General features: G+C 39.3%; 13 protein-coding genes. 11 read left to right on the top strand and 2 right to left on the bottom strand.

The window, feature by feature from the left end; genetic code table 11:
- Window positions 1–16 precede the first annotated feature (16 nt).
- A complete protein-coding gene (locus MUA51_RS08990) occupies window positions 17–517 on the top strand; it encodes a MogA/MoaB family molybdenum cofactor biosynthesis protein (protein WP_262559464.1) in 501 nt (166 codons plus the stop codon).
- Between the two features lie 106 nt (window positions 518–623).
- On the opposite strand, the gene moaC is transcribed toward MUA51_RS08990, so the two are convergent.
- A complete protein-coding gene (gene moaC / locus MUA51_RS08985; protein ID WP_262559463.1) occupies window positions 624–1,100 on the bottom strand; it encodes a cyclic pyranopterin monophosphate synthase MoaC in 477 nt (158 codons plus the stop codon).
- Between the two features lie 69 nt (window positions 1,101–1,169).
- Between moaC and MUA51_RS08980 the strand changes: the two genes are divergently transcribed.
- The 10 genes from MUA51_RS08980 (at window position 1,170) to MUA51_RS08935 (ending at window position 11,992) form a co-directional block, all read left to right on the top strand.
- The gene (locus MUA51_RS08980) at window positions 1,170–2,429 is read left to right on the top strand and encodes a molybdopterin molybdotransferase MoeA (RefSeq protein WP_262559462.1); all 1,260 of its coding nucleotides are present in this window, start codon (window positions 1,170–1,172) and stop codon (window positions 2,427–2,429) included.
- The gene (gene mobB / locus MUA51_RS08975; RefSeq protein WP_262559461.1) at window positions 2,426–2,911 is read left to right on the top strand and encodes a molybdopterin-guanine dinucleotide biosynthesis protein B; all 486 of its coding nucleotides are present in this window, start codon (window positions 2,426–2,428) and stop codon (window positions 2,909–2,911) included. Before MUA51_RS08980 ends, mobB begins: the two co-directional genes overlap by 4 nt.
- Window positions 2,908–3,366 carry a molybdenum cofactor biosynthesis protein MoaE gene (locus tag MUA51_RS08970; protein ID WP_262559460.1) on the top strand — a complete coding sequence of 153 codons (459 nt, stop codon included), beginning with the start codon at window positions 2,908–2,910 and terminating at the stop codon, window positions 3,364–3,366. The genes mobB and MUA51_RS08970 overlap by 4 nt, the downstream gene beginning before the upstream one ends.
- Complete coding sequence (gene moaD / locus MUA51_RS08965; protein WP_262559459.1) at window positions 3,363–3,596, top strand: molybdopterin converting factor subunit 1; 234 nt, start codon at window positions 3,363–3,365, stop codon at window positions 3,594–3,596. Before MUA51_RS08970 ends, moaD begins: the two co-directional genes overlap by 4 nt.
- A 9-nt stretch (window positions 3,597–3,605) precedes the next feature.
- Window positions 3,606–4,208, top strand: a complete 603-nt coding sequence (gene mobA, locus MUA51_RS08960) for a molybdenum cofactor guanylyltransferase MobA (protein WP_262559458.1) — start codon at window positions 3,606–3,608, stop codon at window positions 4,206–4,208.
- Window positions 4,209–4,228: 20 nt separating this feature from the next.
- The gene (gene moaA, locus MUA51_RS08955; RefSeq protein ID WP_262559457.1) at window positions 4,229–5,251 is read left to right on the top strand and encodes a GTP 3',8-cyclase MoaA; all 1,023 of its coding nucleotides are present in this window, start codon (window positions 4,229–4,231) and stop codon (window positions 5,249–5,251) included.
- Between the two features lie 165 nt (window positions 5,252–5,416).
- On the top strand, window positions 5,417–6,184 hold the full coding sequence (locus tag MUA51_RS08950) for a VOC family protein (protein ID WP_262559456.1): 768 nt from the start codon (window positions 5,417–5,419) through the stop codon (window positions 6,182–6,184).
- 32 nt (window positions 6,185–6,216) lie between these two features.
- The gene (locus tag MUA51_RS08945; protein WP_262559455.1) at window positions 6,217–7,476 is read left to right on the top strand and encodes a lipid II:glycine glycyltransferase FemX; all 1,260 of its coding nucleotides are present in this window, start codon (window positions 6,217–6,219) and stop codon (window positions 7,474–7,476) included.
- A gap of 137 nt (window positions 7,477–7,613) precedes the next feature.
- Window positions 7,614–10,739 carry an efflux RND transporter permease subunit gene (locus MUA51_RS08940; RefSeq protein WP_262559454.1) on the top strand — a complete coding sequence of 1,042 codons (3,126 nt, stop codon included), beginning with the start codon at window positions 7,614–7,616 and terminating at the stop codon, window positions 10,737–10,739.
- Window positions 10,740–10,840: 101 nt separating this feature from the next.
- A complete protein-coding gene (locus MUA51_RS08935; RefSeq protein ID WP_262559453.1) occupies window positions 10,841–11,992 on the top strand; it encodes an aminotransferase class I/II-fold pyridoxal phosphate-dependent enzyme in 1,152 nt (383 codons plus the stop codon).
- A 413-nt stretch (window positions 11,993–12,405) separates the two neighbouring features.
- On the opposite strand, the gene mspA is transcribed toward MUA51_RS08935, so the two are convergent.
- On the bottom strand, window positions 12,406–12,723 hold the full coding sequence (gene mspA / locus MUA51_RS08930; protein WP_262559452.1) for a membrane stabilizing protein MspA: 318 nt from the start codon (window positions 12,721–12,723) through the stop codon (window positions 12,406–12,408).
- Window positions 12,724–12,813 lie beyond the last annotated feature (90 nt).

Here is a 12,813-nt window from a genome sequence, read left to right as displayed (position 1 = left end):
AAAAGGAGGTTGTCACATGCATACAAATGTGAAGTTAGATAGAGATATACGTTGTGCAGTACTAACCGTATCAGATACACGTACTGTTGAGACGGATAAAGGTGGACAATTGGTTAAAACATTGTTGGAAACGATTAACACAGTCGTTCAACCTGAGCATTACTGTATTGTTAAAGATGACAAGGAAGAGATACAAGCACAACTTGATAAATGGCTAGCAGAAGATGTTGAAGTCATTGTAACAACAGGCGGTACAGGCATTGCGCCACGTGATGTCACAATCGAAACAGTTTCTCCAATGTTGACGAAAGAAATAGAAGGTTTTGGCGAATTGTTCCGATACTTGAGTTATGTTGAAGATGTCGGTACACGAGCATTATTATCTCGTGCTGTGGGTGGTACGATCGGCAACAAATTAATTTTCTGCTTGCCAGGTTCTACGGGAGCCGTCAAGCTTGGTTTAAACAAATTGATTCTTCCTGAATTAAACCATCTTATCCATGAAATGAATAAGTAATATAAGAGGTTGTGAAAGAAGCGTTTAGGGATTGAGTAGAAAAAACTGAAACAAAGCGATATGACAAAAGCTTTGTTTCAGTTTGAAGTTAATAGGAACTATTTGACTAACGTTGGAAGTCAGACTTACCGCCAGTCTTTTTGACAAGATATGTTTCGCCGATAATCATCCCTTTATCAACAGCTTTGCACATGTCGTATATTGTAAGTGCTGTGGCAGATGCAGCAGTTAAGGCTTCCATTTCAACACCAGTGCGTCCAGTTGTCGAGACAGTCGTTTCGATATATAAGACAAATTGTTCGCCTGAAGTGTCCCAATCAAATGTAACATCAACGCCTGAAATAGGCAGTGGATGGCACATCGGGATAATAGATGCAGTATTTTTAGCTGCCATGATACCAGCAATTTGTGCGGTATTAAGGACATTGCCTTTTTTATTTGTATTTTCTGTGATTTGTTGATAAATCGTATGATTAACAGTAATGCTTGAACGCGCGATAGCCGTTCTCTTGGTGATAGACTTGTCAGAAACGTCTACCATTTTAGCATTCCCTTGTTGATTGATATGAGTAAATTCAGCCATGTTATTCCTCCTTTAATATGCAAGGTAAGTATAGCATGAATTATAAAAATTGTTAGGAGTGAATGGGTTATGCCAGTCGAAAAGAGACATCCAATTCCAGTAAAAGAAGCGATTCATCGTGTGCTACAACAAGAAATTTATACGTCAACCGAACGTATCAGCTTGTATGATTGTGAAGGGTATATCCTTGCTGAAGATATCGTTGCTACCTATGATATCCCACGCTTTGATAAGTCCCCATATGATGGTTTTGCAATCCGTAGTGAAGATTCACAAGGTGCAAGTCAAGACCATCGCATTGCCTTTCAAGTGATTGACCATATCGGTGCAGGGACTGTTTCAGCCAAAACATTAGAACCCGGACAAGCTGTACGCATCATGACTGGGGCACAAATCCCTGCAGGAGCAGATGCGGTTGTCATGCTTGAGCAAACGGTAGAGACAGAAGATGGATTCACTCTCCGTAAACCGTTCGATCATTTGGAAAACATCTCACTTCAAGGTGAAGAAACAGCAACGGGTGATATTGTTTTACACAAAGGACAACGCATCAATGCAGGAGCAGTTGCAGTTTTAGCAACATTTGGCTATTCAGAAGTCCCTGTTTTTCGCAAACCAACGGCAGCTATTATTGCAACGGGAAGCGAATTGCTAGAAGTTGAAGATGATTTAGAACCTGGCAAGATCAGAAACTCAAATGGACCAATGATTGCAGCATTGTTACAGAAGGAAGGTGTACAAGTAGAGCGCTATCGTATACAAATTGATGATTATGAGAGTAGCTTGTCTGTTGTGAAGTCAGCGCTTGAAAAACACGATATGGTGATTACAACAGGTGGTGTTTCAGTCGGTGACTTTGACTATCTGCCTGATATTTATCGAGCACTCGAAGCGGAAGTGTTGTTCAATAAAGTTGCGATGCGCCCAGGTAGTGTCACAACAGTTGCTGTTGCTCACGGGAAGTATTTATTTGGACTTTCTGGTAATCCATCTGCTTGTTACTCAGGATTCGAATTATTTGCGAAACCAGCAATTTATCACATGATGGGTGCGACACGTTATTACCCAGCAATTGTACATGCAACGTTGATGGCTGATTTCAAGAAGGCGAATCCATTTACACGCTTTGTTCGTGCGGATGTGACAATGACAGGTAGAGAGATGACTGTCAAACCATCAGGATTCAACAAGTCAGGGGCTGTGGTATCGATTGCGCATAGCAACGGGATGATGATGTTGCCTGGTGGTACAAGAGGATATCAAGTAGGGCATACGGTAGATGTACTATTGACGTCACCAGAAACATACCAGCAGGAGTTATACTTATGATTTTGCAAATCGTTGGCTATAAAAATAGTGGGAAAACGACATTAATGACCCACACAGTTCAACGGTTAAAGCAATGGGGTTACTCGGTAGTGACTGTGAAGCATCATGGACATGCAGGAGAAGAAATTACATTGCCTGACGTAACGGTAGATCACATGCGTCATTTTGAAGCAGGTGCCGACCAGAGTATCGTTCAAGGACATGATTATGTTGAAACGATTCAACGCAATCACTATCCAACACTTGAGACTTTGTTGGCTGAATGTGTTACGATGGACGACAGTATTATTTTGATTGAAGGCTATAAAAAGGCAACTTACCCTAAGGTGATTGTCTATAAAAATAAAGAAGATTTAGATGCGTTGCGCCAACTTGAAAATGTACAATTTTCGATGCAATGGCAGTCAGACGGATTCGATGAAACAAACTACGATAAGTGGCTGAAACAATGGATCCGAGAAGGTGAAGGAGAGATAAGATGAAACAATTTGAAGTGACAACTGCGCCGATTGAACCTGAACAATATCGTCAGTGGACATTGAATGAAAAACAAGGTGCTGTTGTTGTGTTTACAGGACATGTTCGAGAATGGACAAAAGGGATTCGTACCGAACACCTTGAATATGAGGCGTATGTTCCAATGGCGGAGAAAAAGCTGGCACAAATTGGTGATGAAATAAGTGAGCGTTGGCCAGGAACGGTCACAGCAATTGTACATCGTATCGGTGCACTGGAAATCTCTGACATTGCGGTATGTATCAGTGTCTCTTCACCACACCGAAAAGATGCCTATGCTGCAAATGAATATGCAATAGAGCGTATTAAAGAAGTGGTACCTATTTGGAAGAAAGAGATATGGGAAGATGGTGCTGAATGGCAAGGACATCAGCGCGGTTACCATGAAGATGCCGTTAAGAAGGGAGATAATCAGTCGTGAAAATATTGTATTTTGCAGAGATAAAAGAGAAGTTAGATCGTGCGGAAGATACATTTCATTTTGATTATGAAATCAGTGTGACTGAATTAAAAAAACATTTATACGAGACTTACCCTGTCATTCAAGGAAAGTCTTTCCAAGTGGCGATTAATGAAGAATTTGTACAAGAAGATGCGGTTGTCAGACCGAATGATATTGTTGCATTAATTCCACCGGTTAGTGGAGGTTAAACGACAACAATGAAAGCAATTATATTAGCGGGCGGTCAATCAACACGCTTTGGCAACCCGAAAGCATTTGCAACGATTCAAGGAGAGTTGTTTTATCAGCGACTTGTTCAGACGTTGCAATCAACAAATATGTTCAGTGAGATTATTATCAGTAGTAATACACAGTTAGCAGGACAATTTGAAGATGTACGGGTAGTTATTGATCAAGAAGCACAAAAAGATAAGGGGCCGCTAGCGGGGATATATAGTGTGATGCAGCAGGATGAGGATGACCTTTACTTTGTCATCTCTGTTGACACGCCATTGGTTAGCCAAAAAGCAATTAGTTGTTTGTATCAATTTATGGTTGCAAACCTAATCGAATCACAACTCGATATTGCTGGTTTTGCTTCAGAAGGCTATCCGATTCCGACGATTGCCTTCTATCATCGCCGTGTTGAACCAATCATTGAAGATGTGTTGCAATCAGATGATTTGAGTATGAAACATGTTTACGAGCAAGTATCATCTAAATGGTTAGATGTCAGTGAGATTGATAGTCCAAAATATTGGTACTACAATGTAAATTATCCGAGTGATTTGGAAAAGTTAGAAGAAGTATTGGCAGAATAAGAAGCGAAGGAGGGCGCAAGATGACAGAACAAATATTAGATAAATTAGGTCGACCGATACGTGATTTGCGCATTTCCGTTACAGATCGCTGTAACTTCCGCTGTGATTACTGCATGCCTAAAGAAATCTTCGGTGATGACTACGCATTTTTGCCTAAAAATGAATTGCTGACATTTGAAGAGATGGTCCGTGTCACACGCATTTATGCGGAACTGGGTGTGAAAAAGGTGAGAATCACGGGTGGAGAGCCATTGTTAAGACGTGATTTGGACCAATTAATTGCACAAATCAATGAGATTGAAGGTATTGAAGATATCGGATTAACGACGAATGGATTGTTATTAAAAAAACATGGACAAAAACTGTATGATGCAGGATTACGTCGTATCAATGTGAGTTTGGATGCAATTGATGATGAGCTCTTCCAATCTATAAATAATCGTAATATTAAAGCGTCGACCATTATCGATCAGATAGACTATGCGGTACAACTTGGTTTTGAAGTGAAGGTGAACGTTGTAGTTCAAAAAGGAGTCAATGATGATCAGATTGTACCAATGATTGCCTTCTTCAAAGATAGAGACGTCACGATACGTTTTATTGAATTTATGGATGTTGGTAACGACAACGGCTGGGATTTCAGTAAAGTAGTAACAAAAGATGAAATGCTAGCAATGATACAAAAAGCCTTTGATATAGAACCTGTTGCACCACGATACTATGGTGAAGTAGCGAAGTATTATCGTCACGTTGGCGCTAAATCTAAGTTTGGTTTGATTACGAGTGTTTCAGAATCATTCTGTTCAACTTGTACGAGAGCACGGTTGTCTTCTGATGGTAAGTTTTACGGCTGTTTGTTCAGTACTGCTGAAGGTTTTGATGTCAGGAATCTGTTGAGAAGTGATGCTTCAGATGAATCTGTCAAAGACACATTAAAAGGTTTATGGAATATTCGAACTGACCGTTATTCTGATGAACGCACAGAACAGACTGTGAAAAATAGACGCAAAAAGAAAATCAATATGAACTATATTGGTGGTTAATCTTTGGATGCACTTTGTATGAAGATAGATTGTTCTATCTTGCAAGGTGCATCTTTGTTTTAGCGATTTATATGAAAATAAAACTGAAATTATCATATTGAATCAAGCGATAGTCAACAATTTTTGTTAGAATAGAAACAAAACAATGGCGTGAGGAGTGATGAGATGGTCGATATCGAGTTTGATCACATGATTCATTACATAGACGGTTTAGAACACTTTGAATTTCCTGGGAAATACTTAGAGATTCAGAAAGGTGGTCGCCACGAAAATCTGGGTACGTTCAATCGACTGATTCACATTAACTTAAGTTATATTGAACTATTAGATATTTTTGATCAAGGTAAAATGAAACATCAATCAAAAACGCAAGAAGGAAAATATTCATTTGCGACGTCTATCATTCAGAATGGTTACAAGCAAGGTTTTAAAAAGATATGTTTTAGAACACATGATATTCATCAGCTAAAAGAAGACTTTTTGGCACGTGGACTTGAAGTTGTAGGTCCTGTCAAAATGACGCGTCAAAATAAAAAAGGACATGAAATTCATTGGCAACTGTTATATGTGAATGATCATCATTTTGATGTGATGATGCCATTTTTCATTCAGTGGGATAAATCTGATGAAGATCGAGAAGCGGATTTGAGAGATACTTTTCAAACACACTTAGGTATTGATATGATTGAGTTTCACTCACATCAACGTCAAACAATGACTGAGAATTGGCAGAAATGGTTTGATATGGATATTGTTGAGAAGTCTAACAAGTATACAATTCTTGAGAGTCCGGCTAAAAAAGTTAAATTTAAAATCGTAGAGGGTAAAGATGACCGTATCGAAGGGATTCATTTTATTGATCGGACGATTCAGGCACCGATATTAATTCGAACACGTGGCGCAAGCTATCATTTCAAACCTGAAGAGAGATAAAAAGAAAGAAAAAACCAAAGGAGCTTTAAATCATGAAATTGATGAATATTACCGATCAAGCGCACGATGCGTTTGTTAAGGCGCATCCTAATGGCGACTTATTACAGTTAACACAATGGGGCGAAACGAAAAAATTGACAGGTTGGTATACGAAACGCATTGCTGTCGGCGAAAATGGTGAGGTGCAAGGTGTTGCACAATTATTATTCAAAAAGATTCCACGCACACCTTTTACACTGTGCTATGCGTCGAGAGGGTTTGTTGTCGACTATAACAATCAACTTGCTGTGAAAACATTGTTGGCGGAAGCAATCAAAATAGCTAAACAAGAGAAAGCCTATACGATTAAAATTGATCCAGACGTAGAGGTTGAGCAAGGGATGACGACGGTTCAAGATTTGAAAACGTTAGGCTTTAAGCATAAAGGATTTAAGGATGGTTTATCTAAGGACTATATTCAACCACGAATGACGATGATTACACCAATTGATAAGTCGGATGGGGAATTGATTAAAAGTTTTCAAACGAATAATCGTACTAAAGTCCGTGCCTCAATGAAAAGAGGGACGACCGTTGAAATTGCTGGACGTGAGCAATTGGGCATTTTTGCTGACTTGATGAAAGAGACAGGCGAACGTGACGGCTTCTTAACACGTGATGTTTCATATTTCGAAACGATTTATGATGCGCTTCATCCAGACGGAGATGCTGAACTATTTCTTGTTAAGCTGGACCCAAAACATGTACTCGATGTGTTGAATAATGAAGCAGAACAGCTGAAAGCAGAAGAGACGGCTTTATTAGGGAAAAATCAAGAAAACAAAAAAGTACGCAATAAGTTAAAAGATGTACAGTTACAGTTATCGAAAAAGAAAGAAGCAATTGCTGAGATGGAAACACTTGCTGAGAAACATCCAGAAGGCCTTTATTTATCAGGGGCATTACTGATGTTTTGTGGCAAGAAGGCATACTATTTATACGGTGCCTCTTCTAATCAGTATCGTAAATTTATGCCAAATCATCATATGCAAATTGCGATGATGAAATATGCACGTGATAAAGGTGCAACAACGTATGATTTTGGTGGTACAGACAACGCACCAGATAAAGATTCTGACCACTATGGTTTATGGGAGTTTAAACGTTTGTGGGGAACATATTTAAGCGAAAAAATTGGAGAATTCGACTATGTACTAAACCCAATCCTATATCGCATGATCGAGCAATTTAAACCACAGTTGACGCAATTAAAAATTAAAGTCGTACGTCAGATGAAAGCACGCAAAAAGTAATCGACTAAAATGTGTCCATCTCATATTGAATCTACGAAAGAACAAATATGAGATGGACTTTTTTGTAGCTTAATATCGATAAAAAAAGTACAATGTAAAATGTTGTATAAAACATAAAATAGGAGGCGTAAGCACACGTGGTTAAAAAGTTAATAGATTTTTCATTATCTAATAAATTTGCCATTACATTGATGGTATTGCTTGTCATATTAGGTGGTGTTTTTGCAAGTTATAAGATGAAGTTAGAGCTCTTGCCAGATACAGAACCACCTATGTTAACAATCACAACAGCAATGCCCGGTGCCACACCTGAAACGGTGATGAAAGAAGTGAGTGATCCGATAGACGAAGCAGTACGTGGTATGTCGGATGTATCAAGTGTTAAAACAGAATCTCTCGCTAATGCATCGTTGATAACAGTTAACTTTAATGAACAGACAGATATGGATCGTGCAGAGCAAGAGATAGATAAAGTATTAAAAAAATTGGAGTTTGAAGAAGGCGTTGAAAAGCCAGAAATTCAACGTAATTCACTGTACGCATTCCCAGTCGTTGCGTATTCTATCCTGCACGAAAAAAATGATATCGAACAGAGTACGAAAGATGTCGAAAACAATTTGATTCCAAAGCTTCAAGAAATCGATGGAGTTCAACGTGCAACTGTCAACGGTCAAACGAGTCGACAAGTGAATGTTGAATTTGATGATAAAAAGTTAGGGGCTGTTGGTCTCAATCAAAAACAAGTTATCGATTATATCGAAGCGGCAACTAAAGAAGTACCATTAGGATTGTTCCAATTTGGTGATACTGAAAAATCGATTGTGATCGATGGACAATTCGCTTCAGTAGAGGCTTTGGAAAATATGGATATCCCATTATCGATTGCACAGCAAGGAGAAGAAGGACAAAGCCCTTCACCTTCAAGTCAGTCATCACAAGGTAACAACGCACAACCAACAACTGTGACACTAAAAGATGTTGCCAAAGTATCATTGGTAAATGAACGCGCATCGATATCTCGTACGAACGGCAAGGATGCAGTTGACATTCAAGTGATTAAAGCACAAGATGCCAATACTGTTGCTGTCGCAAAAGAAGTTGATAAGGCTATTGATCGTTTTGTAAAGCAACATCCTGACTTGAAATCTATTCAAATTATGGATACAGCGAAACCGATTCAAGATGCGTTAAATACAATGATTGAAAAAGCATTAATCGGTTCTATCGTTGCTGTCATTGTCATCATGTTGTTTTTACGCAACTTCCGTATGACAGCTATTTCAGTTGTGTCAATTCCATTGTCAATCCTAATCGCAATGATTGCCTTGAAATTAACAGACGTATCTCTAAATATTCTAACGTTAGGAGCTTTAACCGTTGCTATCGGTCGTGTCATTGACGACTCCATCGTTGTTATTGAAAATATTTACCGACGACTGACAAGGTCAGATGAGCGTTTGTCAGGAGATGCACTGATCGTTTCTGCGACAAAAGAAGTGTTCATTCCGATTATGTCGTCAACGATTGTAACCATTGTTGTTTTTGCGCCACTCGCCTTTGTTACAGGGATGGTCGGAGAAATGTTCCGTCCGTTTGCTTATGCTGTGACGTTTAGCTTATTAGCGTCATTATTAGTGTCGATTACAATTGTGCCAGTCCTAGGATCTGTTTTCTTCAAGCGTGGTCTTCCAAGCAAAAAGACGGAACACGTGGGTGCGGTCAGTCGTTACTATAAACGCATCTTAAGTTGGAGTTTGGATCACAAGTGGATTGTGATGATTGTCAGTACACTATTACTCGCTGGAAGTATCGGGTTAGGTGTGATGAAAGTAGGTACAAGCTTTATCTCAACAGGTGAAGATAAGTTTATGGCACTAACGTATTCACCAAAGCCGGGTGAAACAGAAGAAAACGTACTGAAGCATGCTGAAGATGTGGAACGATACTTACAAAAGAATAAGTATGTGGACAATGTACAATATTCTGTTGGAGGCGCTTCTCCAGTCGACCCAACGGGCAGTACGAACAGCATGGCGTTAATGGTTCAGTATGATTCGAAGACGCCTAAGTTTGACGAAGAACCCCAACGTGTGTTGGATCACATCACGACATATAAACATCCAGGTGATTGGAAAAACTTAGATATGAGTACTGGCGCAACATCCAATGAAGTGACGGTTCAAGTGACAGGCCCTTCACCAGAGCGCATTGAAGGAACAGTTGATAAAGTTGAGAAAGAAATGAAGAAATTGAACGGCTTAACAAACGTCAAATCTGACTTGGCGAAAACATATGAGCAGTTTAGGGTGAAGGTTGATTCTAAGAAAGCCGGAGAATATGGCATTACAGCTGGACAGCTAGCGATGATGTTAAACGAGAATGTACCCGACACCACTGTGACAAAAGTGAAAGATGCAGAACAAACGTATGACGTTGTCGTGAAGCAAGAAAAAGAAACGCAATGGACACAGCAAAAACTGGAAGAGACACCACTACCATCTGCGACTGGTGAATTTCTCACGCTGAGTGATATCGCAACACTTGAGAAGACCACAACGCCGAATAAACTCATCAAACAAAGTGGTGACTATTCTACAACAGTAACCGGTAAAATTACGAATGATGATGTAGGTGCTGTTTCTCAAGATGTAATGAATGTATTGAATAAGATTGAACAACCAGATGATGTAAAAACGTCAATGGGTGGTACAAATGAAGATATTGAGTCTGCCTTCACACAATTAGGTCTCGCGATGCTTGCAGCGATAATGATCGTCTATCTCGTTCTAGTATTGACATTTAAAGGGGGGCTTGCGCCATTTACGATTCTCTTCTCACTTCCATATACCATTATCGGTGTTGTATTAGCGCTTATTGCAACAGGGGAAACATTATCTGTTCCTAGTATGATTGGTATGCTGATGTTAATTGGTATCGTTGTGACGAATGCCATCGTCTTAATTGACCGTGTCATCAATAATGAGGCAATGGGAATGCCGATGAAAGAAGCGTTATTAGAAGCGGGTGGAACGAGAATCCGTCCGATTTTAATGACAGCAATTGCGACAATCGGTGCACTCTTACCGATGTTGTTCGGGCAAGATAGTTCAGTACTTATCTCTAAAGGCTTAGCCGCAACTGTTATCGGTGGCTTATTGTCATCAACACTGTTAACGTTAGTTGTTGTACCCGTCATTTATGAAGTTATTTTTACGATTAAAAATAGATTGACGAAAAAGTCTGAAAACATTGACGTGGGTTAATTCCTTCTGTAAGATAAAAATATTATAAAATCTCGAAACATGAGATAGAGAAGCTGAGGCATAAGTGTGTCTCAGCTTCTCATTACATACGGGGGGATTATATGGCTTATACAAGTATTTTGGAACAAATTCCAGATAGTTATTTTGGCAAAACAATGGGACGAAAGGTGACGCATGGGCCACTCCCATTGATTAACTTGGCAGTAGGTATACCCGATGCAGATACACCGAAGCGTATTTTAGACGCACTGGCAGAAGCAATCATCAAGCCTGAAAATCAAAAATATCTGGCTTTTCAAGGAAAGGCGCATTTTAAAAAAGCAATTGTCGATTTTTATCAACGTCATTTTGATGTCACGTTAGACCCAGAGACAGAAGTTTGTCTATTTTATGGAACGAAAAATGGGCTTGTAGCTATACCAACTTGTGCGATTGAACCGGGAGATGAAGTGCTATTACCTGACCCGGGTTATACAGATTATGAAGCAGGCGTGCATCTGGCACGTGGTATCCCTAAACGATTGAAGTTATCACCTGAGCACCACTACTTGCCACAATGGGATAAAGTCGACACGACGAATACGAAGTTAATCTATTTAACGTATCCAAACAATCCAACTGGTTCGGTGGCAACGCCAGAATTTTTCCAAGAAACGATTGATCAATTTAAAGGAACTAAGACGAAAATCGTACATGACTTTGCCTATCAAGCATTTGGATTTGATGCGCCTAATCCAAGTATTTTGGCTGCGAGTGGGGCGAAAGATGTTGCGGTTGAAGTTTTCTCTTTCTCGAAAGGGTATAATATGTCGGGATATCGAGTAGGTTTTGCGGTTGGGAATCCGGAGATTATCGCAAATTTACAAAAATATCATACGCATACCCAAGCGGGGATGTATGGTGCACTGCAAGATGCTTGTACAGTGGCTCTAAATGAATGTGATGACGTATTAGAAGTGCAGAGAGAAGTTTTTAGTCAACGACGTGATATCATTGAAGCAAAATTAACACAACATGATATACCACACGAACCAATCAAAGGTGGTATCTTCTTATGGTTAAAATGCCCGCCAAATATGACAAGTGATGCATTCATCGCCTATTTATTAGAGAAGCTATCTATTTTAGCAGCACCTGGCCATCCTTTTGGAGAAGAAGGGGAAGGGTACGTACGCGTTTCGTTTGCAATAGATGAAAAGAAGCTTGAAGAAGCGTTAGAGAGACTTGTTACATTGTCTCCCCTATACCGATAATAGTGAGAAGGTTGTAGAAATAGGTATCATAGCAGTAGATATTCGAAGTGAAAATGGGGCTGGGACATAGTGCTCAGCTCCTCGTTTTTAAGATGTAGAAATAAGTGTAATGGCAGTAGGTGTCTGAAGTGAAAATGTGTTTTTACAAACTTTGGGAGCGCTACAAAAATCATAAACATTTATAATGATTTTGTCGTAATGCCCCTGCAAAGATGATTAGATGTGTGACAAGTTTATTAAGTAAACGTAGTCACATATCAATCAGCTACTGCAAAACTTCTAATCACCCTTGCCGGGGTGGGACAGAAATCTTTTATAGCAAAAAGGATTTCTGTCCCACTCCCTGTTCGGCTTTCATAAATAAGACCCTTATTCAGTACAAATGAACTGATAAGGGCTTTTTATGTACATCTTTATACGAGAATAATTGTAACAGCAATGTAGACGACTAAAATAAGCAATGTCATCATGTTTAAAATTTGGACGCCTTTCGCATCTTTTTTATGATGTTTGAATGCAGTTATCTCTACGTTGCCGATAAGCATTAGTAAGACGGCAACTAACCACCATACTTGTGATGGGTAATATAGTAGAGAAGTTGTGACAACGATAATTAGTAAGACAGCCATCAACAGGCGTAAAATCTTAGGTAATAGTATATCTAATTTGAAAATACTAATGTATGCCACGATGAGATACATCAATGGTAATAGAATAAGATAAGTTAGCATTAGGGGACATCCATCCTTTCCGTAAACGAGCCTAATATCTGTATATGTATATAGAGCATAGAAAGTCCAAATTTTGGCAACTATGACTGA

Origin of the sequence: Staphylococcus sp. IVB6214, assembly GCF_025558585.1 — a bacterium.
Classification (GTDB): Bacteria; Bacillota; Bacilli; order Staphylococcales; family Staphylococcaceae; genus Staphylococcus.
Note: the sequence above shows the minus strand (reverse complement) of the source record. Positions and strands in the feature narration are given on the sequence as shown.

Excerpts from the sequence above, each read along its gene's own strand:
- MUA51_RS08980 (WP_262559462.1), top strand. The coding sequence starts at position 1,170 with ATGCCAGTCGAAAAGAGACATCCAATTCCAGTAAAAGAAGCGATTCAT.
- mspA (WP_262559452.1), bottom strand. The coding sequence starts at position 12,723 with ATGCTAACTTATCTTATTCTATTACCATTGATGTATCTCATCGTGGCA.
- MUA51_RS08970 (WP_262559460.1), top strand. The coding sequence starts at position 2,908 with ATGAAACAATTTGAAGTGACAACTGCGCCGATTGAACCTGAACAATAT.
- MUA51_RS08990 (WP_262559464.1), top strand. The coding sequence starts at position 17 with ATGCATACAAATGTGAAGTTAGATAGAGATATACGTTGTGCAGTACTA.
- MUA51_RS08945 (WP_262559455.1), top strand. The coding sequence starts at position 6,217 with ATGAAATTGATGAATATTACCGATCAAGCGCACGATGCGTTTGTTAAG.
- MUA51_RS08935 (WP_262559453.1), top strand. The coding sequence starts at position 10,841 with ATGGCTTATACAAGTATTTTGGAACAAATTCCAGATAGTTATTTTGGC.
- MUA51_RS08950 (WP_262559456.1), top strand. The coding sequence starts at position 5,417 with ATGGTCGATATCGAGTTTGATCACATGATTCATTACATAGACGGTTTA.
- moaC (WP_262559463.1), bottom strand. The coding sequence starts at position 1,100 with ATGGCTGAATTTACTCATATCAATCAACAAGGGAATGCTAAAATGGTA.
- mobA (WP_262559458.1), top strand. The coding sequence starts at position 3,606 with ATGAAAGCAATTATATTAGCGGGCGGTCAATCAACACGCTTTGGCAAC.
- moaA (WP_262559457.1), top strand. The coding sequence starts at position 4,229 with ATGACAGAACAAATATTAGATAAATTAGGTCGACCGATACGTGATTTG.
- mobB (WP_262559461.1), top strand. The coding sequence starts at position 2,426 with ATGATTTTGCAAATCGTTGGCTATAAAAATAGTGGGAAAACGACATTA.